Source organism: Cystobacter fuscus DSM 2262, assembly GCF_000335475.2.
Taxonomy (GTDB): Bacteria; Myxococcota; Myxococcia; order Myxococcales; family Myxococcaceae; genus Cystobacter; species Cystobacter fuscus.
Genome location: NZ_ANAH02000073.1, coordinates 1 through 20,896 on the forward strand (window position 1 = coordinate 1; position 20,896 = coordinate 20,896).

The following is a 20,896-nucleotide window of genomic DNA, read 5'->3' on the forward strand; positions in this document are numbered from 1 at the left end:
CGCCGCCCGGGCCGCCGAGCCGACGCGTCCCGAGCCTCCCCGGCCGCCCCCCGCGGCGCCGCTTCCTCCCTCGGTGGCGGAGGGGGCTCGCAAGAAGGTCGTCGTGAAGAAGAAGGGTCGTTGAAGCGTTGGGGGTACCCGTCCCTAGGTTGACGGGTTGAGCCAAGGGTGCGGATGAACGCCATGAACGCCGAGAACAGGATCGACGAGGTGGACGCGGAGCCGAGCACCCAGGCGGAGGTCGCGCCCGGGGTGGATGCGGCCGAGCCGTCCGGCGCCTCCGCCGATGCCGTGCAGGAGCCCACGGGCACGGTGTCCGGGGGCGAGGAGTCCAACGCCGGGATCGCGTCCGAGGAGGGCGCGTCCCAGGCTGGCGCGTCCGAGGGCGAGGCGCCCGCCAAGGCCGTCGAGGAGAGCCTCGAGTCCGCCACGCTGCGCCGTCATGGCCACGTGGCGCCCGCCCACCTTCCGTTGGAGCGGATCGACGAGGACACCACCTTCCAGATCCGTCCCGCGGGGGACTTGTCCGCGCTGGCCACGGATCTGGCGCGGTTGGGACAGCTCTTCCCGGTGGACGTGCGCTTCCGTCCGCCGGATCGCTTTCAAATCATCTCCGGCTTCCGGCGCGTGGCGGCGCTGCGCTTCCTCAAGCGCGACCGCGTCCTCGCGCGCCTGCACACGGACCTGTCCGACGAGGACGCACTGCTCCTGGCGCTCGCCTCGGCCATCCACGCCGAGCCGGTGAGCCGCGAGGAGCTGGAGGCACGCCGGGACGAGCTCGAGGCGGAGGGGCGGCTCACGCCCATCGCCCGGGACATGCTGGACAAGGCGCTGGCCACCGACGAGTCGCTGGCGCCGGAGACGGTGGAAGAGGAGGTCGACGCGGACGAGCTGGCCGTGGAGGCCACCCAGCGGCTGGTGGACATCAACCAGGATCTGGCGCTGCTGGCGGATGTGTTCGCCGACCTCGACGAGACGCGCAAACAGGAGCTGATCACCCAGCTGCGCTACTCCGCGGATCTCGTGGCCTGGCTGGAGAAATTGTGAAGATGGACACGCCCACGCGTGACAGGGACCGGCTGCTGCAACTGCTCACCGAGCGCTCCTTCGAGCGGCGCAAGGTGGTGCTCTCCTCGGGCAAGGAGTCGGACTTCTACATCGACTGCAAGCGCACGGCGCTGCTGGCCGAGGGGCACTACCTCATTGGCCGGCTGCTGCTGGACGCGGTGCGCCGCGAGGCCCCCGAGGCCGTGGCGGTGGGGGGCCTGACGCTCGGCGCGGATCCGCTCGCCTCGGCCGTCAGCCTCACGAGCTACCTGGCCCAGACGCCGCTGCATGCCTTCATCGTCCGCAAGGAGCCCAAGGGCCACGGCACGGGCCAGTGGATCGAGGGAATGAAGGCGCTCGCCCCCGGTGCGCCCGTGGCCATCCTCGAGGACGTGGTCACCACGGGCGCCTCCACGATCAAGGCCATCGAGCGCGCGCAGATTGAAGGGCTGCGGGTGCTCGGCGCCTTCGCCCTGGTGGATCGGCTGGAGGGGGGACGCGAGGCGGTCGAGGCCAGCGGCCACAAGCTCCACACCCTGTTCACCCGCCGGGACTTCATCCCATGAGGACGGGGTTGCGGTTCGGGGCGCTGCTCCTGGCGCTCGCGGGCTGTGTCACCGTGCCGCCCCAGGTGGGGGACTCGGCGCCGGTGATCAAGGACGAGCGCCAGGAAGAGGCCTACCAGAAGGTCCTGGCGCGCTACTCGGGCCGGGACGAGATCTTCAAGGGCTTCGACACCATCCTCTTCGCCACGGCGACCCTGCAGACCGACGCCTTCCGCGAGGCCCGTCTCCAGCGTCAGGCACTCTTCAAGGTGCTGCCGCCGGAGCGCGTCCGGGAGAGCCTCGCCCAGGAGATCTCGGCGGCGACGGGAACGCACGAGCTCTTCCTCGGCGTCTACGTCTACGACTACCACTACGACGACTTCGATCGTCCCAACTCCATCTGGAACGTGGAGTTGGTAACGCCCGCGGGCACGGTGCGGCCCCTGAGCGTGGAGCGGGTGGGCCGGGCCGACATGGAGATGCGCGCCTACTACCCGTACACGGGCGTCTTCTGGGTGGGCTACCGCCTGCGCTTCCCCGCGCTCTTCGCCAACGGGGCGCTCGTCATCCCCGCGAACGCCGAGTGGGTGCTGCTGCGCCTGGCGTCCACGCTCGGCAAGGCGGAGATGCGGATGCAGACGCGCTGAGACGGGGCCCGTGCGGCTCAGCTCTGCGCGGGGCCCAGCACGGGCGTGGCCGGGGTGAGCGGCTGCTCCGCCTTCAGGAGGGACTCCAGCAGGGCGACCGGCGAGGCGTCATGGACGAAGGGCTGGGCGCGGGCCTCTAGAATGAATCCTTCCTCCACCGCGCGCCGCATGAGGGCGAGCAGGGGCCCGTAGAAGTCCGCCACGTTCAGCAGGCCGATGGGCTTGTGGTGCAGGCCGAGCTGGGCCCAGGTGGTGATCTCGAAGAGCTCCTCGAAGGTGCCCACGCCGCCGGGCATGGCGATGAACGCGTCGGCGCGCTCGGCCATCATCGCCTTGCGCGTGTGCATGGAGTCCACCAGGTGCAGCTCGGTGAGGTTCTTGTGGGCGATCTCCCGGGACTGGAGCAGGTGGGGCAGCACGCCCACCACCTGGCCGCCCTCGGCGAGCACCGCGTCCGCCACGGCGCCCATGAGGCCCACGCTCGTGCCTCCGTAGACGAGGGTGAGCCCCCGCCGGCCCAGCTCCGTGCCCAGGGCGCGCGCGGCCTCGAGGTACTCCGGCCGCGCGCCTATGCGCGAGCCACAGAAGACGCAGATGGATCGGATGCTCATGTTTCGTCGGTTCCTCGGAGCGGGGGGTTCACGGATCGCGCCGCACCACGGTGTCGCGCTTGCCGCGGTGATCGTCGCGCTCCGGGTAGTCCAGGGTGAAGTGCAGGCCGCGGCTTTCCTTGCGCCGGCTGGCGCAGTCGACGATGAGCGTGGCCACCTCGCAGATGTTGCGCAGCTCGATGACGTCCTGGGTGACCTTGAAGCGCCAGTAGTAGTCGCGGATCTCCTCGCGCAACAGCTCCAGCCGGCGGCGCGCGCGCATGAGGCGCTTGTCCGTGCGCACGATGCCCACGTAGTTCCACATGAGGCGGCGGATCTCATCCCAGTTGTGGGCCACGACGACGCTCTCGTCCGAGGCCACCGCGCTGCCCTCGTCCCACTCGGGCGGATCCACCTGGGGCGCGGCGAGGGCGCGCGCCTCCTCGGCGCAGACGGCCGCGGCGCGATGACCGAAGACGAGCCCCTCGAGCAGCGAGTTGGAGGCGAGCCGGTTGGCGCCATGCAGGCCCGTGTGGGCCACCTCGCCGATGGCGAACAGGCCGGGCAGGGTGGTGCGGCCATTCAAGTCCGTCACCACGCCGCCGCACATGTAGTGGGCCGCGGGCACCACGGGGATGGGCTGCACGGCCATGTCGATGTTGAAGGCCTTGCACGTGGCGTAGATGTTGGGGAAGCGCTCGGAGACGAAGGCGCGGCCCAGGTGCGTCATGTCCAGGTAGACGCAGTCGTCGCCCGTGCGCTTGAGCTCGGCGTCGATGGCGCGCGCCACCACGTCGCGCGGCGCCAGCTCCCCCAGCCGGTGGTAGCGGTCCATGAACTGCGCGCCCCCGCGCAGCCGCAGCTTGCCGCCCTCGCCCCGCAGGGCCTCGCTGATGAGGAAGCTCTTGGCCTCGGGGTGGAAGAGGCACGTGGGGTGGAACTGGTAGAACTCCATGTTGGCCACCTCGGCCCCGGCCCGGTACGCCATGGCCACGCCATCCCCCGTGGCCACGTCCGGATTGGAGGTGTAGAGGTACACCTTGCCCGCGCCTCCCGTGGCCAGCACCGTCCCCTTGCCCAGGAAGCGCTCGATCTTCCCCGAGGGCATGAGCGCGTACACCCCCAGGCAGCGTCCCGGCGCGCCCGGCCCGTGCCGCCGCTCGAGGATGAGATCGATCGCCGCGGTGTTGGGGAAGAAGGTGATGTTGGGCTGCTCGGCACATGCCGCGAGCAGGGCGCGCTGCACCTCGCGCCCGGTGATGTCGCCCGCGTGGACGATCCTGCGCTCGGAGTGCCCGCCCTCGCGCGTGAGATCGAACTCACCGGAGGCGCGCCGGTTGAAGTCGGCGCCCAGCTCCACCAGCTCGCGGATGCGCTCGGGCCCCTCGCGCACCGTCACCTCCACGGCGTCCAGGTGGTTGAGGTCCGCGCCGGCCTCCAGGGTGTCCTGGATGTGCGCCGCGAACGTGTCCGTGGGGGACAGGACACTCGCGATGCCTCCCTGGGCATAGGCGGTGTTGCTCTCCTGCGGCTCGCGCTTGCTGAGCACCGCCACCGTGCCATGCCGGGCGGCCTGGAGGGCGAAGGAAAGGCCCGCGACGCCACTGCCAAGGACCAGAAAATCAAACCGATGGGGCATGTGTGGGAGCCTTAACGACTGTAAGTGCCGGAAACAAGGCGATTTCTTGAGGACTTTCGGGCGGGGAATTAAGGTTGGAGCGCTACCATGCGACCCCTCCTCCTTCCCTTGCTCTGCGCGCTGAGCCTGGCCCCGCTGGGCGCCCGTGCCGAAGGTGGCATCTACCGGTACGTGGAGAAGGATGGGACGATCGTCTACACGAACGTGCCTCCGGGGGGAGCCAAGAAGGCGAGCCGTCTCAAGGGCACCTTCTCCGAGGCGCCCAAGGACACCGCGCCGGTGAAGGGCCGCTCGCGCACGCCCGAGGAGTTCGAGGCCCACATCACGGCCGCCGCGACGCGCTACAAGATTCCGTCCGCGCTCGTGCGGGCCATCATGCACACGGAGAGCAACTTCAACACCAACGCGCTCTCGCACAAGGGAGCCAGCGGGCTCATGCAGCTCATGCCCGCCACGGCGTCGGACATGTACGTGCGCGACATCTTCGACAGCCGGGAGAACATCGAGGGGGGGGTGCGCTACCTCCGGGTGCTGGCCAACCTCTTCGACGGCGACATGGTGAAGATGGTGGCCGCGTACAACGCCGGCCCCGAGGCCGTGCGCAAGTATGGGGGCCAGGTGCCGCCCTACCCGGAGACCCAGGCCTACGTGCGCAAGGTGCTCCAGCTCTACTTCCATTACAAGGAACGCGAGCGGCTCTCCAAGGACGAGCCCCGCGGGACGACTTCCGATGCCGACGACGCGCGTGATGGGGCGGGGGCCCAAGAGCCCCGTTGACGAGGAGTTCCTCAAGCAGCTCTTCCAGGGCGGCGAGTTGCTGGCGCAGGGCCGTCTGGACGAGGCCCGGCGGTTGCTCGAGCGGGCCCACCAGCTCCAGCCCCGCAACGAGAAGGGCCGCAACATGCTCGGCCTGGCCTACTTCAAGCTGGGCCACTTCGACCGGGCGGCGGAAATCTACGAGGCGCTGGTGCGCGACAACCCGGTGGACGCCACGCTGCGCGTCAACCTGGGGCTCGTCTACCTGAAGACCAACGCCCTGCAGCGCGCGATGCGCGAGTTCGCCACCGCGACCGATCTGCAACCGGATCACAAGAAGGCCCACAACTACCTCGGGCTGGCGCTGGCCCAGGCGGGCGAGTATGGCCGGGCCCGGCAGCACTTCCTCGTGGCCGGCAGCGAGGCCATGGCCCAGAAGATGGCCCGGGCCATCGCGGGGAACTCCTTCGCCCGGACGCCAGCCAGGGCCGCCACGCCCGCGCCGATCCCGGCGCCCGCGGCGCGTCCGCCTCCTCCACCTCCCACGGAGGGCCAATGGGGCGCCCAGTTCGGCCTGGACGAGGTGCCCCCGGCCACCGACGACGAGTTGCGCTTCGACGAGGACGAGGGACCCGGAGCACTCCCCGCCTCCGACTCGGGAGACGGCGCGCACGCACCGGACGGGACACCTGGGGACGAGGCCCGGGCGACCTCATGGGCCTCGGCCTCGCAGCCGGACGGCGAGCGGTTGCCCGAGTCCCTGGATGGGGCCACGCCCGAGCTGCCCCCGCAGTCTCCGGTCTTTGCTGCCACCGAGGAGGTGCCGCTGCTGGCGGAGCTCACCCCGGCGCTGGCTCTGGAGGGCGCGAGCCCCACGCAGCGCCTGCGCGTGGGCGGTGGCAGCTTCTCCGTCTACGTGGAGGGTGAGCTGCTCACGCGGCTGGAGGGGCTGGTGGCCTTCAGCGGACAGCTCGAGTTCGAGCCGGAGCGCAAGCGCTTCCGGGGCCGCGCCACGGACGAGCCCTTCGGCCAGGGCTCGGCCCGGTTCACCCGGGCGAGCGGCCGGGGCGTGCTCTTCCTGGAAGCCGCCGAGGGGCACTCCTTCCTCGCGACGGACCTGGGGGACACGGGCGTCTACGTGCGCGAGGAGTGCGTCTTCGCCTTCGAGGAGGTGGTGGCCTTCGAGAATGGCAAGGTGCCCTCGGACGTGCCGCCGGACCTGGACCTGGTGTACCTGCGCGGGCAGGGCAGGGTGGTGCTGCGGGTGCGCGGCGCGCTGCGCTCGGTGGGCGTCACGCCCGAGGCCCCGGTGACGGTGCCCATGTCCTACCTGGTGGGCTGGCAAGGCTCGGTCACCCCCCGGGTGGTGTCGCTGTCCCGGGACAACCCTCCGCCCGGCGTTGGAGTGGAACTGAGCGGCGAAGGATTTGCCCTCATCTCCCTGCCACTCCGCTAGAACGCTCCGCCATGGATCGAGCGGAGCGAGCGGTACGGAAGCAGCGCAAGAAGGAGGAGCGGGCACGGCGTCGTGCGGCGCGCGAGCCCAGCATTCTCGTGCAGGAGTTCTGGAACCTGCCGAACATGCTGACGCTCGGGCGCATCGTCCTCATCCCCCTGTTCGTCTGGCTCACCTACGAGGCGGACCCGCTCGACTCGCTGCTGGCGGCGGCGGTGTTCGCGGTGGCCGCCATCACCGACATCGTGGATGGCTACCTGGCGCGGCGCTGGAACCTCATCACCGTGGTGGGCAAGTTCATGGATCCGCTGGCCGACAAGCTCATCGCCATGGCGGCCCTGGTGATGATGGTGCGGCTGGGGCGCATCGCGGCCTGGGTCGTCATCGTGCTGCTGGCGCGCGAGTTCATCGTCAGCGGCCTGCGCACCATCGCGGCGAGCGAGGGCATGGTCATCGCCGCGGGGCAGGAGGGCAAGTGGAAGACGTCCCTGCAACTCGTGGGCATCATCTCCCTGTGCGTGCACTACGAGCACTGGGTGGACATGGGCGTCTACGCGGCGCCGGTGAACTTCAACAAGGTGGGCCAGGTGCTCGTGTACCTGTCCGGGGCGTTCTCCGTGTGGAGCGCCGTCGTGTACTTCCGGGCCTTCCTCTCCATGCTCGCCCGGCGAGGTGGCGGAGGGGGTGAACAGAAGGCTTGACGCCTCCGGATGCGGGGGGTATACCGCCCTCACTTTCGACGGCGCCGCGAGGCACCGCCGAAGGGAATCAGGAGTCGAGACGCGGGAATAGCTCAGCGGTAGAGCATCGCCTTGCCAAGGCGAGGGTCGAGGGTTCAAATCCCTTTTCCCGCTCCAACACTCCAACCTGATGCGGGAATAGCTCAGCGGTAGAGCATCGCCTTGCCAAGGCGAGGGTCGAGGGTTCAAATCCCTTTTCCCGCTCCAAAAAAGGCCCCCTGGGAAACCAGGGGGCTTTTTTGTTTTCCTGATCCAGGTATCGAGCGGAGCAGCCCGGCGGGGGGAGGCTTGCTTGACCGGTAATCGGGCGTCCTCTAAGGTCCGCCCCCCCTGCGCGGCAGGCCTCGCCTGCGGGAGGGGACCTGCGGTAAATGGTGCCGCCACATGCTTCGCAACTTCCGTGAACTCTACCAGTACCGCGGGCTGCTCTTCAGCCTGGTCCAGCGGGAGTTGAAAGCTCGTTACCGGGGGTCGGTGCTGGGGTTCTTCTGGACGTTCCTCAACCCCACCCTGCAGATGCTGGTGTACGCGCTGCTCTTCAGCGTCTACATGCGGCAGAACCTGCCCCACTACACCTTCTTCATGTTCGTGGGCCTGCTGCCCTGGAACTGGTTTTCCAGCTCCTTGGGGGCCGGCGCGAGCGCCATCAGTGATCGGCGCGACCTGATGACGAAGGTGCGCTTTCCCGCCCAGGTGCTGCCCACCACGGTGGTGGTCACCAACCTGTGCAACTACGTGCTGTCACTGCCCCTGATGGTCGGGCTCGGATTGTTCTTTGGCGAGCTGCCCACCTGGCACGTCGTGGCCTTCCCGCTGGTGCTCGTCACCCAGCTCTGCTTCACCCTCGCCGTCGTCTACTTCATCTCGGCGCTCAACGTCCGGTTCCGAGACCTGCAGCACATCGTGACGAACCTGCTCATGATGTGGTTCTTCCTCACGCCGGTGCTGTACCCGGTCACCACCATCCCGGAAGCATTCCGCCAGGGGCTGGTGTTGATCAATCCCATGGCCATCCTGGTGACGTCCTATCAGGCCATCTTCTACGAGCACCGTCTGCCGGACTTCGGGACGTTGTTGGCCCTGCTGGTCGGTGCGTTCGCGCTTCTCTGGGTGGCCTCGCAGGTCTTCGAGCGTCGCCGTGAAGAGTTCGCCGAGTCCATCTAGTCGCCCATGACAGACAACGCCGACGCCATCGTCATTCGCGATGCCGTGAAGAGCTTCCGGAAGAGCACCATCCGGCGCGAATACACGACCTTCAAATCGGAGCTGGTCCGCTTGATTCGTGGCCAGCGCCAGCAGGGGGAGCTGCGCCTCATCGAGGCGTTGCGCGGAATCAACCTGCGGATTCCCAAGGGACGCACCGTGGGGATCCTCGGCCGCAACGGCTCCGGCAAGAGCACGCTGCTCAAGCTCATCACCGGCATCTACTCCCCCACGTCCGGGAGCATCCAGGTCAATGGGCGCATCTCCGCCCTGCTGGACCTGGGCGCGGGCTTCCATCCTGACTTCTCCGGGCGCGAGAACATCCTCATCAACGGCATCATCCTCGGCATGTCGCGCGCGGAAGTCCAAGCGCGCATGGAGGATATCATCGCCTTCAGCGAACTGGGCGACTTCATCGACGAGCCGGTGCGCACGTACTCGAGCGGAATGTACATGCGTCTGGCCTTCTCGGTGGCCACGCACGTGGATCCCGACATCCTCATCATCGATGAGATCCTCGCCGTGGGCGATGAGCACTTCGGCAAGAAGAGCCTCGCGAAGATGACGGAGTTCAAGCAGAGGGGAAAGACGATCGTCCTGGTGACGCATGACCTGAACACGGTCGAGCGCTGGTGCGACATGGCGGCGTGGATCGACGCCGGGCGCATCCGGCGCGTGGGCACGCCCGCCGAAGTCGCCCACGAGTACCGCCAGGCCGTGGCCCTCGCCCAGGAACAGTCCATGGTGATGCGGCCTCCGGCGCTGTCGGCGGACGGGGGCGCGCTGCCCTCGCTCGCGGTGCAAGAGGGCCCGCGGCCCCTCACGGGACCCCAGGTCCCGCCCCAGAAGCGCTGGGGGAGTTTCGAGGTGGAGATCTCCGGCGTGCACCTGCTCAATGCCCAGGGCGCCGCCGTGACCTCGCTGGACACCGAGGATCCCTTGGAGATCTCCATCGACTTCAGCACCCGGCAGGTGGTGAAGGACGTGGGCTTCGGCATTGCCCTGTTTGATCAGCAGGGGACGAAGGTGTATGGCACCAACACCTTCGTCGAGGCGGTGGCGCTCCCGTCTCCGCTGCCAGCCGCGGGAAGCGTGCGCTTGTCGTTCCAACGCATCGGCCTCATGCCTGGTGTCTATAGCCTCGATGTCTGCGCGCATCCGGCCGAGGGGCGTGAGTACGACTATCACCGGGGGCTCTACCAAATCACGGTCAGCTCTTCCCAGCAGGATTCGGGGCTGGTGCGTCCGCCGCACACCTGGTCGGTCCACTCCGCCGAATCCCTTCCGCTCAATGTCCTTCCCATGCGCGTGCAGGCGTCCTGAGCGCCCACCGCATCCCCAAAATCATGTCAACCAAGACATCCTCCAACCTCCGTGCTGTTCCGCCCGCTGGTGAGAAGAGGCTGCAGGCTTTCCAGCGTTCGCTTCCGACGCTGGGAGCACTCAGCGCCCAGCGTCCTTCCTCTCCGGCGAAAGAGCCCACCATGTTGGAACTGGCGGAGATGGTGGCCGCCCAGAGAAGGGTGGTGGAGGAGCTGCGGGAGTGCACGGGCTCGAGGTGCACCGAATTGGTGGCCCACGAGCGCATGCTGCGCTGGCTGACGGAGGAGTTGCGCCAGAAGTCGGGTGCCCTCAAGGCGGCCTCCACGGAGATGGCGCCCATGGCGGACCGGGGCATCGCTCCCTCGCCCGTGAGCTCGCTGGCCAGTGCCGCCAACGTCCTGGTCTTCTCGGTGCCGGACTCGCACCGGCGCACGGTGGGCAAGGCCGTCACGGCCGCGAAGCGGGCGTTCGTCGAGGGACTGAAGCCCTTCCACATGGAGTCCATGCGGCCGCAGTACCGCTTCAACCAGGAGCTCGTCGCGGTCCTGAACGAGCTGGTGGCGCTGCGCGCGGGCTCCGGAGACCGTGAGCGTGCGGAGCGCGTCTGGAGCCGGCTCGTGCCCATGGCCAACCCCACCGAGTGGAACGTGCGTTCCCACCGGGGGCGGGGTTTCGGAATGGTGGTGAAGCTGGCCAAACACTCCTACCTCTCCGCCCTGGGTCCCCTGCTCAAGGCCCTGTTCCAGGGACAGTCGGAGTGGAACACCAAGGCCATCGAGGCCGTTGCCCGCTTCGCGCATGTCGAGACCTCGTCGGTCGCGGGGACGGGTGCGCTCATCGAGGAACTCCGGCGGTTGAGCGATCCCTTCGCGCGCCCGGAGATGCCCGCTGGCGTGAAGGTGATCTCCTCGCTGTGGCGGGAGGTGTTCCGCAGGCAGACCGCCTTCAATCAGGAGCTGACCGAGTACCTGCGCCAGTTGCTGGATGTGCCCGCTCCCGTGCCGACCCTGGGCGTTTCGGAATACGAGTCCTGGTGTGCGCGAAGGGAGCCCGCGCAAATCACCCAGGCCGCCCAGGCCGCGGCCCAGTTGGCGCGCCGGCCCCGCCTCAGCGTCCTCCTGGTGGCGGGCAATGCCTCGGAGGTGCAGCTCCAGGACTCCATCGACTCCCTGGCCCGCCAGTCCTACCCCGAATGGGAAGTCCGCATCGCGGAGGGCGACGTGCCCCTGCGGCCCCTGGTGGCGCGGTGGGTGGAGCGGTATGGATGGGACGCGCACCGGCTCCAGCTCGTCTCCCAGGTGTGGGGAGAAGAACTCGAGCGGGCGCAAGGGGAGTTCTGCGCGCTGTTGACGCCGGGGGATGTGCTGGCTCCCCACGCGTTCGCCCTGGTGGCCTGCCGCGCGAACATGGACGTGGACTTCGATGTCCTCTACGTGGACGAGGACCACCTGGATGAGAAGGGGCTCAGAAGCCAGCCCTTCTTCAAGCCGGATTGGTCCCCGGATCTCCTGCGGACCTGCAACTACTGGGGGGAGTTCCTGGTCGTGCGAACGTCCCTGCTCCGGGAGGTGGGGGGCTCGTTGTCCGGCCTGACGGGCCCGCATGCGCATGAGCTATCGCTTCGACTGAGCGAGCGCACGGCGCGGATCGCCCACCTGGCTCGCGTCCTGGTCCATCGTCGCATGGGGTCTCCCTCCCTCTCCGAGGGCATCGCGGCGGCCCAGGTGGGGCTCGGACGGGTCGTGCTCGCCGAGCACCTCAAGCGCATGGGGGAGGAGGCAGACGTGGAGCTGTCCCCCTCGGGCTTCTTCCGCGTCCGCTACCCCGTTCAGGGCACGCCCCGCGTGTCCATCATCGTTCCGTTCAAGGACAAGCCCGAGTTGCTCAGGACGCTCGTGTCGAGCCTGTTCCGGTACACGCGCTACGAGAACCTGGAACTCCTGCTCATCTCCAACAACAGCACCCAACCCGAGACCTTCGCGCTCCTGGAGCAGTTGACGGATCCCCGCATCCGCAAGCTGACGTGGGATCACCCGTTCAACTACTCGGCGATCAACAACTTCGGTGTCCAGCACGCCACCGGCGAGCTCCTGCTCTTCCTCAACAACGATATCGAGGTCATCGAGCCCGACTGGCTGGAGGAGTTGATCAGCCAGGTGCAGCGGCCCGAGGTGGGCGTGGTCGGACCGCGGCTGCTCTACCCCAACGGTACGCTCCAGCATGTGGGCGTGGTCGTGGGACAGCAGGGCTTCGCCGGTCACGCGTTCGCGGGTCTTGCTCCCCATGCCAGTACGGCGCAGGGGCGGGCGGACTGGACCCGGAACTACCTCGCCGTCACGGGCGCCTGCCTGATGATGCGCCGCGATGTCTTCGAGCGCATCGGCGGCTACGACGAGAGCTTCATCGTCTGTGGCAGTGACGTGGAGTTGTGCCTGCGTGCCGTTCAGCATGAGCTGCGGGTGGTCTACACGTCTCACTGCACGCTGGTTCATCACGAATCGGTGACACGCCGGGCGGATGCCATTCCGGAGAATGACTTCTGGCGGTCCTTCGTCGCCTACCGGCCCTATCTGACGGGCGGGGATCCGTTCTACAACGAGAACCTCTCCCTGCTGTCCTCCCATGGCGCGCTGCGCGAGGCGGGCGAGGATGCCGAGACCTTCGCGCTCCGTGTTCTCACCAGCGAACTGCCGAGCAGCCGGATCGATGATGTCACCGGCACGCGGGCCAATCAGCTCCGGCACCTGTCCGAGCACATGCGCGCGTTGGACTACTCCCTGGCCGACGTGGAGAAGGCGCGGGAAGAGGCTCCCAAGCGGATCGCCGCCCTGCGGGCTGGCTCGCTCGAGCGGGTCACCTGGTTCGTGCCCGGCTTCGGCCATCCGTATGGAGGTGTCCACACCATCCTGCGCTTCGCGGATCTGCTGCGGCGGCGCTACGGGGTCGAGAACAGCTTCGTGGTGTACGACAACAACCAGGTCACCGCCCGGGAGATGGAAGCGCGTGTGATGACGCTCTTTCCGGAGCTGCCGGGCCGCTTCCGGATCATTCAGCGCGCGGATGAGTTCGCCGATCTGCCGCCGTCCGATCTGGCCATCGCCACCTTGTGGACGAGTGCCTACGCGCTGCTCCAGTACCCGCATGCCAAGGCACGCGCGTACTTCGTGCAGGACTTCGAGCCCCTGTTCTACCCGGCGGGTAGCTACTACGCCCTGGCGGAGCAGACGTACCGCATGGGTCTTCATGGCATCTTCAACACCAAGGGACTGCATGACCACGTCACCTCGAACTACCCGATGACGGGTTGCTGGTTCGAGCCCACGGTGGAGCGCCATGTCTTTCATGACAAGCGGCCCGTTCGTTCAGGACCCGTGCGGATCTTCTTCTATGGACGCCCTTCGACGGATCGCAACGCCTTCGAGTTGGGAATGGCGGCACTGCGCCAGTTGAAGCTGGAGTTCGGCGCCGAGGTGGACATCGTCACGGCGGGCGAGAAGTGGGATCCCTCGGTCTTCGGTCTGGCGGGGACGCTCAAGAACCATGGGGTGCTGCCCTACGAGAAGACGGGAGATCTCTACCGGGAGTGCGATGTGGGGCTGTGCTTCATGTTCACCAAGCACCCCTCGTACCTGCCGTTCGAGATGATGGCGTGTGGCGTGACGGTGGTGACGAACAACAACCCCGCCAATCTCTGGCTGCTCGAGCATGAGCGGAATTGCCTGCTGGCCGAACCGACCTACTCGTGCGTGTTGGAGCAGTTGCGGCGCGCCGTGCGCGACGCACAGCTTCGTGACCGCATCGGGAAGGCCGCCGCCGAGCGTGTTCGCCGCACGAGCTGGGAAGAACAGGTGGATCAGGTGTACGCGACGCTGATGGGACGTCCGGTGCAGGCCGGAATGCAGGGGGCTGGCTCCAGCCAGCCGGACGCTGGAGTGCGGGTCAAGCCGGTTGCTGGTGGAGTCTGAGCTTGGCTACCCGTTCGTCTGGACGTTCGGAGGAGACCGCTGGTGAGATCGCCCAGATGATCGCCAGCCAGCGCCGTCTGCTGGAGCAGTTGCATCCCTGTGATGGTTCCCGGTGCCAGGAGCTGTTGGCGCACGAGCGCACGCTGGTGTGGTTGATGGACCGGCTGCGTCAGGAGACCGCGGAGGGGGGTGCTCGGGCCCAGGATCCGCTCCAGGCGGCGCAGGAACTGGCCGATGTCCTGCGCTTCGAGGTTCCTCCCTCGCACCGCGGCTTCTACGGGGTTCCAGTCACGGTCGCGAAGCGGGGGGTCGTCCGGGCGCAGACGCCCTTCCTCATCGAGTTGATGCGCCCCCAGTTCGCCTTCAACCGGGAGGTTGTTGGCGTCCTCGAACAGCTCACGGCCCGCCAGCGCGCGGGCAGTGTCGTGGAGCTCTCCGCGTGGGTCGGCAAGCGTCTGCGGTCCATGGTGGATCCCACCGCCTGGGATGTTCGCTCGCCTCGTCAGCGAGTGACGGCGCGGGCCGTCGAAACGGTGAAGCAGGGCTACCTGAGGGTGATGTCCCCCCTGGTGCGCGAGCTGCTGGACACCCAGCGTCAGTGGAATGAGCTGTTGGTGAGCATCCTCGTCACCATCGCGGGTTCGCGACGCCCGGAGACGGCCGAGGCCGCCGCGCTCATCGCCCGGCTGGAAGCCTTGAGCGATCCCCTGCGAAGGGCCGACAATCGGTTGTTGCTCGTGCGCGCCTCCAAGCCCTTCTGGCGCGAGGTCTTCCGGCGGCAGATCGCCTTCAACCACGAAGTGGCCGTGTCGCTCGCCAACCTCCTGGAGACGCATGCTCCGGCGGGTGCTCCTCCGTCGCTCGAGGACTATCCCCGATGGTTCGCCACGGTGGAGCCCGCGCAGATCCAGAAGGCCAGGGCGGCGCTGGGTGGATTGCCGGCACGGCCCCTCATCAGTCTGGCCATGCCCGTCTACCGCACGCCAGAGCCCGTGCTGCGCACCTGCATCGATTCGGTGCTCGCCCAGCGCTATGAGCACTGGGAGTTGTGCATCGCGGATGATGGCTCGGGCTCCCCGGAGCTGACCACGCTGCTGGAGGAGTACGCGCGCAAGGATCCGCGCATCCGCTTCCGGCAGCTTCCCGCCAACGTGGGAATCGCGCGCGCGACCAACGCGGCCCTGGAAGACTGCCGTGGCGAGTACGTGGGGTTCATCGATCACGATGACAGCCTCGCGCCGCACGCGCTCGCCGAGGTCGTTCTGCGCTTCGCGGCCGAACCCGAGCTCGATTGGGTCTACTCGGATGAGGATCGGCTGGATGCCGAGGGACGGCGCTTCCACCCCTTCTTCAAACCAGACTGGTCTCCGGAGCTGCTCCGGGCCTGTAACTATATCTGTCATTTCGTCGTGGTGCGGCGTCAGCTCATGGCGCGGACCGGAGGGCTGCGCGAGGGCTTCGAGGGCTCGCAGGACTACGATTTCCTGCTCCGGCTGAGCGAGCACTCCAACCGTGTGGGCCACATCCCGCGCATTCTCTATCACTGGCGCTACTCCCCCCTGTCGCTCTCGCATGATCAGCGCAAGCTCGAGGCGGCTTCACGGGCGGGGCGGCGCGCGCTGGCGGAGCACCTCGCCCGGTGCCAGGAGCAGGCCGACGTCGTCGACCTGGGCGAGACTTCCTACCGGGTGCGCTACCGGGTGCGGGGCACGCCCCTCGTCTCCATCATCGTCCCCTTCAAGGACAAGCCGGAGCTGCTGGACACCCTGGTCCGCTCGTTGCTGGAGAAGACCCGCTACCCGCACTTCGAGCTGTTGCTCGTCTCCAATCAGAGCTCACGCCCGGAGACCTTCGCGCTGCTCGAGCGCTTGGTGGATCCCCGCATCCGCAAGCTGAACTGGGACGAGCCCTTCAACTACCCGGCGATCAACAACTTCGCGGCGCGGCAGGCCCGGGGCGAGCTGCTGCTGTTCCTCAACAACGACATGGAGGTGACGGAGGGCGGCTGGCTGGAGGAGTTGATCGCCCAGGCGCAGCGGCCCGAAGTGGGGGCGGTGGCGCCCAAGCTGCTCTTCCCGGATGGCTGTGTGCAGCACGCGGGCGTGGTGGTGGGCATCACGGGCTTCGCGGGGCATCCCTTCTGGCGGCTTCCCAATGATGGGAGCTGGACGCCCTTCGGGCATGCCGACTGGCCCCGGAACTATCTCGCGGTCACCAGTGCCTGCATGATGGTCCGCCGCGAACTCTTCGAGGAGCTGGGTGGCTACGACGAGTCCTTCCAGGTCGTTGGAAGCGACATCGAGGTGTGCCTGCGGATGGTCAGCAAGGGGCTCCGGGTGGTCTACACGCCCTATACCCGGTTGACCCACCACGAGTCCGCCAGCCGCCGCCTGGATGCCATGCCGGAGGATGACTTCTGGCGGTCCTTCGTGGCCTACAGGCCGTACCTGCGTGGGGGAGATCCCTTCTACAACCCCAACCTCACCCTGAGCTCCACGAGTTGTGATTTGCGTTGGCACTCGGAGGATGGCGAGGCCCTGGCCTTGAGGACCCTGGCCTGGGAGCTGCCCGGGGCCCGCGCGCGGGAAGGCGCGGCGATGGGGCGGTACCGGCGCCATCTGGCCGAGCACCTGCCAGGGTTCGATTCGTCCCCCTTGCTCGCCTCGTCCCGCCGCGCTCCTGCCGAGGCACGTCCGCCGCGGCGGATGCAGTGGCTGATTCCGGCGGCGGACCGCGTCACCCCGGGACTTGAACTGGTGGCGCGCATGGCCTCGCTGATGCACGCGAGGCACCACGTGGAAAACCGGTTCATCGTCTACGATGCCCCGTGGCAGGACGCGCACCGGATGGAGGCCCTGCTCACCATGGCGGGTGGCGAAGGTCACGTCCAGGTCTTGCGGAACGAAGGCGAGCTCGCGGAGCTGCCGGCCTGTGATGTGGTCATCGCGACGCATTGGACGGCTTCCTGGCTGGCCCTGAACCATCCGGGAGCGGCGAAGCGGGCCTATCTGGTCCAGGACTTCGAACCCCTGACCCATGCGGCCGGCACCCTCTACTCCCTGGCGGAGCAGTCCTACCGGCTCGAGCTCCTCGGGCTCTTCAACTCTCCGGGCGTCCACGCGTTCGTGACGCGCAACTACCCGCTCAAGGGCGTTTGCTTCGAACCCACGGTGGACCCGCTCTTGCTGCAACCGCGTCCAGCGGCCGGCTCCCGCAAGAGCCGCCTGCTGTGTCTGGCCCACCCGCTCGTGCCGGAGTCGGGCTTCGAGATGGTCCTGCCAGTCCTCCGGCGGATCAAACAGGAGCTTTCCCACGAGGTGGAGATCCTCTGCGCGGGACAGGCCTTCGAACCGGAGCGCTTCGACGCGGGTGGCGTTCTGGAAAGCCACGGCGTTCTGACGCCGCGCGAGGCCGCCGAACTCTACCGCACGTGTGACGTGGCCCTGGGGTTGTCGTTCACCCTGCATCCAACGCAACTGCTGCTGGATGTGATGGCCAGTGGCGTCGCGGTGGTGGTCAACGACAATCCGGCCTTCCGTTGGTTGCTCGAGCCCGATCGGAATTGTCTGGTGTCCGAGCCCACGGCTTCCGAGTTGACCCGGCAGGTCCTGCGTTGCCTGAAGGATCGGGCCTTGCGCGAGCAGCTCGCCGCAGAGGCACGGCGGCGCATGGGCACGAGCACCTGGGAGGAGCAGGTGGACCGCGTGTATGCCTATCTGTCGGAGCCGGGCCAGTCGCGGGACGACCGGCCGCACGGTGAAGAGCACGCGCGCTGAGCCCCGGCTCCAGGGCAACAGCCACCGGGCTCAGGACCCGCGCTTGTCGTCCCGCGCGGTCTTCTCCAGGGCGGCGAGCCGCTCCATGACCTCGCGGCGCCAGGCCGTCTGGGCCCGGGACTCCTCCCGCTGGTGCTCGTAGAGCAGCGCCAGCGAGTCGAGGATGGCCTCGTTGAATTCCACCTGCTTGCGCAGCACCTCGTTGATGAAGGGCTGGAAGGCGAGACGGAAGGCGCGCTTGGCTCCCACCAGCAGTGGGCCCGTCACGCCGGAGCGGTGGGACGTGGGCGGTTCCGCGTAGCGGCTGTCCTTCTTCGCGCGGGGCGCCTGGAGCAGGGGCGGCCACTCGGTCTCGGCCGGGGCACGCTGGGAGGCCTCCAACAGCCGACGCACCGACTCCACCTGCTCCGGTTCCGGCTCCGGCAGCCGTGCCGCCGCCTCCATGAGGCGCTCGGGCGCTGGGGACGTGGTGAGGAGATCTTCAGGTCGCACGGAGGGCTCCAGTGGCGCGCAGGGCCTGGATGAGCGCGGAGAGGGTGGGTTCCAGCTGCTCGGGGTCGATCGTGGCGCGCACGCCCCAGGACGCCACGGAGAGGCGGGCACGGGTCTCCCGCGCGACGAGCGAATCCTCGGGCAGGAAGACGACGGGGGCCCGAGAGGAGAGCAGGGCGGTCTCGAGCGCGGACGAGCCGGGGAGCTCCCGGGCCGCGTCCCGGGGCAGCGGCTCGTCGGGGGTGAAGGCGCGCACGTCCAGCCCCTCGACGGACAGCGCGCGCGGGGCCAACTCCACTGGCTGGGGGTTCGGATCCAGCGCCAGGACGCGGGCTCCGGGAAGCTCCCGCGCGAGCCTCCGCGCGAGCCTGGACTCGAGGGCGTCGGGATGGGCCACGAAGCCGGGGCACACGAGGGACACGGTGGGCGCCTGCTCCCGGCTCCGCGCCGCGTGGGGGGCGCCCTCCAGGAAGGGCTGGAGCCTTTCCCGGATGGCCTCCGCCACGGCCTCCTGTCCGAGCCGCGCCACCCGAGCGCGCTGGGCGCGGAGCATCTCGTCGCGCAGCGCCGGGGTACGCTCCAGCACGGCGAGCAGACGGGCCACTTCCAGGGGCTCGTGGGTGAGGCTGGCCACGCCCGCGCCGCCCATCGTCTCGGGCACGGCGGCGGCGCCATACGCCAGCACGGGAACTCCGCGGTACATGGCCTCGAGCAGGGGTACGCCGAAGCCCTCGTGCCGGCTCATGGAAAGATAGGCGGTGGCCACCGAGAAGCACGCGGAGAGCTGCGCGGCGCTCACCCGCCCGAGGAACTGGACGCGCTCGGCCCCGAGCATCTCCTTGAGTCCATACAGGTAGGCCCCATAGGGCGACTCGCGGTTGAGGTAGCCGGCCACGATGAGCCGGCTGCGCGGCTGATGGAGCCGCTGGTACGCGGTGAAGACGCGCAGCACGTCGTCCACGCGCTTGCTGGGCACCGCGCGGCCCACGAAGAGGATGTTGGCGTGGCCGTCATCCAGCTCGGCGCGCAGCACCGGATCCGGCGCCACGTCGAAGGCGCGCCAGTCCACCGCGAAGGGCAGCACGGAGACGCCGTCGTAGCCCGCCGCCACCAGCTCCTCGGCGCTGAAGCGCGAGTAGGCCCACGCGCGCTCCACCCACGGCCGCATCTCCCGCAGCTCCTCGCGCGCCGCCGTGCAGGCCTCGGCCACCTTGCGCTCGAAGCCCTCGAAGAGCCGCGAGGGCGTGACGTTGTGGTAGACGACCGCCTTGCGTCCCGGAGCGCGGGCGATGAGCGGCACGAGCCTCGACTCGAAGCTGTGGTGGATGAGCAGGGCGCTCCTGTCATCCGCCTCGCGCGGGTAGTCCTTCGCGGGCCGCACCAGTGGCCGGCATTGCTCGTCCCATTGCTCCGCGTAGATTTCCGAGGCGTAGCCCCAGCCACGCAGCAACTCGCGCAGGTAGCGCACCTGATTGCCGACCGCATCGCCCCATGCCAGTCGAGGGACCAACTGGTGGACCGCCTGGCTCGTGGGTGGCACGGCGGATCGTCTGCTGCTCGAAAGGTTCACGATGACTTCAGCGTCTACCTGCCGACACGTCCTCGCACAAGGCTGCCTTGACGTCCCCGGGGCCCTTCGCTAGTGAGGTCGGAATCTTCTCCTCCCTTCACTCTCCGAGTCCGTTGATGAACGTCCTGGTCACAGGTGGCTGCGGTTTCATTGGGTCCAACCTCGTCAAGTACCTGCGCCGGGTGCGGCCCGATTGGACGATCATCAATTTCGACAAGCTCACCTACGCGGGCAACCTGGAGAACCTCAAGGAGCTCGAGGGCGACCCGAAGCACGTCTTCGTGCGCGGGGACGTGGCCAACCGCGAGCTCGTCGAGCACCTCATGAGCGTGCACCAGATCGACGGGGTGATGCACCTGGCGGCCGAGAGCCATGTGGACCGCTCCATCCTGGGGCCCGAGGCCTTCATCCAGGCCAACGTGCTGGGCACCCAGCAGTTGCTCGAGGCCAGCCGCGTGCGCGGCATCAAGCGCTTCCTGATGGTCTCCACGGACGAGGTGTACGGCTCGCTCGGCCCCACCGGCTACTTCACCGAGACCTCGCCGCTGCAGCCCTCCAGCCCCTACTCGGCGTCCAAGACGAGCTCGGATCTGCTCGCGCTCGCCTGGCACCACACCTTCGGCATGGACGTGGTGGTGACTCGCTGCTCCAACAACTACGGCCGCTACCAGTTCCCCGAGAAGCTCATCCCCCTCATGGTGGTCAACGCCCTGCACGACAAGCCGCTGCCCGTCTACGGCGACGGCGCCAACGTGCGCGACTGGCTCCACGTGGAGGACCACTGCGCGGCGCTGCTCGTCGCGCTGGAGAAGGGCAAGGCCGGTCAGGTCTACAACATCGGTGGCAACTCCGAGCGCAAGAACATCGAGATCGTCAAGGCGATCCTCGGCCTGGTGGGCAAGCCCGAGTCCCTCATCAAGTACGTGAAGGATCGGCCGGGGCACGATCGGCGCTACGCGATTGATCCGACGAAGATCCGCACGGAGCTGGGCTGGACGCCCGCGCATACCTTCGAGCAGGGCCTGCAGGAGACGGTGCGCTGGTACGTGGACAACGCGGCGTGGTGGGAGCGCGTGATGAGCGGCGCCTACCGCCAGTACTTCGAAACGCAGTACCGCACCCGCCTCAATGGCTGAGCAAGGGACTC

The 20,896-nt window shown here is 68.2% G+C and carries 15 protein-coding genes and 2 tRNA genes; 13 read left to right on the forward strand and 4 right to left on the reverse strand.

The features are described 5' to 3' along the window. The first annotated feature begins 183 nt into the window (after positions 1–183). The 3 genes from D187_RS47380 to D187_RS47390 are packed head-to-tail and all read left to right on the forward strand — an operon-like array spanning position 184 to position 2,239. Complete coding sequence (locus D187_RS47380) at positions 184–1,047, forward strand: ParB/RepB/Spo0J family partition protein (RefSeq protein WP_043435644.1); 864 nt, start codon at positions 184–186, stop codon at positions 1,045–1,047. A gap of 2 nt (positions 1,048–1,049) precedes the next feature. Continuing rightward, complete coding sequence (gene pyrE, locus D187_RS47385) at positions 1,050–1,613, forward strand: orotate phosphoribosyltransferase (RefSeq protein WP_043435571.1); 564 nt, start codon at positions 1,050–1,052, stop codon at positions 1,611–1,613. Further along, complete coding sequence (locus tag D187_RS47390) at positions 1,610–2,239, forward strand: hypothetical protein (RefSeq protein WP_043435573.1); 630 nt, start codon at positions 1,610–1,612, stop codon at positions 2,237–2,239. The genes pyrE and D187_RS47390 overlap by 4 nt, the downstream gene beginning before the upstream one ends. Positions 2,240–2,256: 17 nt before the next feature. Here the strand turns inward: D187_RS47390 and D187_RS47395 are convergent, their stop codons facing one another. Continuing rightward, positions 2,257–2,850, reverse strand: coding sequence for an LOG family protein (locus D187_RS47395; RefSeq protein WP_002624374.1), 594 nt, complete (start codon positions 2,848–2,850; stop codon positions 2,257–2,259). Between the two features lie 28 nt (positions 2,851–2,878). Further along, positions 2,879–4,468: an L-aspartate oxidase gene (gene nadB / locus D187_RS47400; RefSeq protein ID WP_002624375.1), complete on the reverse strand. Its 1,590-nt coding sequence runs from the start codon at positions 4,466–4,468 to the stop codon at positions 2,879–2,881. Between the two features lie 87 nt (positions 4,469–4,555). On the opposite strand from nadB, the gene D187_RS47405 reads away from it, so the two are divergent. From D187_RS47405 to D187_RS47445, 9 genes are all read left to right on the forward strand, one after another. Beyond that, positions 4,556–5,245: a transglycosylase SLT domain-containing protein gene (locus D187_RS47405; protein WP_002624376.1), complete on the forward strand. Its 690-nt coding sequence runs from the start codon at positions 4,556–4,558 to the stop codon at positions 5,243–5,245. Then, positions 5,199–6,680 (forward strand): tetratricopeptide repeat protein, encoded by a 1,482-nt coding sequence (locus D187_RS47410; protein WP_020918759.1) that lies wholly within the window; start codon positions 5,199–5,201, stop codon positions 6,678–6,680. The genes D187_RS47405 and D187_RS47410 overlap by 47 nt, the downstream gene beginning before the upstream one ends. 11 nt (positions 6,681–6,691) lie before the next feature. After that, the gene (gene pgsA, locus D187_RS47415) at positions 6,692–7,381 is read left to right on the forward strand and encodes a CDP-diacylglycerol--glycerol-3-phosphate 3-phosphatidyltransferase (protein WP_002624378.1); all 690 of its coding nucleotides are present in this window, start codon (positions 6,692–6,694) and stop codon (positions 7,379–7,381) included. 81 nt (positions 7,382–7,462) lie between these two features. Continuing rightward, positions 7,463–7,537, forward strand: a tRNA-Gly gene (locus tag D187_RS47420). A gap of 15 nt (positions 7,538–7,552) precedes the next feature. Continuing rightward, a tRNA-Gly gene (locus D187_RS47425) sits at positions 7,553–7,627 on the forward strand. 177 nt (positions 7,628–7,804) lie between these two features. Next, positions 7,805–8,584, forward strand: a complete 780-nt coding sequence (locus D187_RS47430) for an ABC transporter permease (protein ID WP_002624379.1) — start codon at positions 7,805–7,807, stop codon at positions 8,582–8,584. A 6-nt stretch (positions 8,585–8,590) separates the two neighbouring features. Further along, positions 8,591–9,946 (forward strand): ABC transporter ATP-binding protein, encoded by a 1,356-nt coding sequence (locus tag D187_RS47435; RefSeq protein ID WP_002624380.1) that lies wholly within the window; start codon positions 8,591–8,593, stop codon positions 9,944–9,946. Positions 9,947–10,107: 161 nt separating this feature from the next. Beyond that, positions 10,108–13,911 (forward strand): rhamnosyltransferase WsaF family glycosyltransferase, encoded by a 3,804-nt coding sequence (locus D187_RS47440; protein ID WP_002624381.1) that lies wholly within the window; start codon positions 10,108–10,110, stop codon positions 13,909–13,911. A gap of 2 nt (positions 13,912–13,913) precedes the next feature. Next, entirely contained in the window at positions 13,914–17,687 is a 3,774-nt protein-coding gene (locus tag D187_RS47445) for a rhamnosyltransferase WsaF family glycosyltransferase (protein WP_245592016.1), read from the forward strand. A gap of 30 nt (positions 17,688–17,717) precedes the next feature. Here D187_RS47445 and D187_RS47450 read toward each other — a convergent pair whose 3' ends face one another. Together D187_RS47450 and D187_RS47455 are read right to left on the reverse strand one after the other, a co-directional pair. Then, complete coding sequence (locus D187_RS47450) at positions 17,718–18,179, reverse strand: hypothetical protein (protein ID WP_002624383.1); 462 nt, start codon at positions 18,177–18,179, stop codon at positions 17,718–17,720. Continuing rightward, positions 18,169–19,719: a glycosyltransferase gene (locus tag D187_RS47455; RefSeq protein ID WP_020918761.1), complete on the reverse strand. Its 1,551-nt coding sequence runs from the start codon at positions 19,717–19,719 to the stop codon at positions 18,169–18,171. Before D187_RS47455 ends, D187_RS47450 begins: the two co-directional genes overlap by 11 nt. A 146-nt stretch (positions 19,720–19,865) precedes the next feature. On the opposite strand from D187_RS47455, the gene rfbB reads away from it, so the two are divergent. Continuing rightward, complete coding sequence (gene rfbB, locus D187_RS47460; protein WP_002624385.1) at positions 19,866–20,885, forward strand: dTDP-glucose 4,6-dehydratase; 1,020 nt, start codon at positions 19,866–19,868, stop codon at positions 20,883–20,885. Positions 20,886–20,896: the final 11 nt, after the last annotated feature.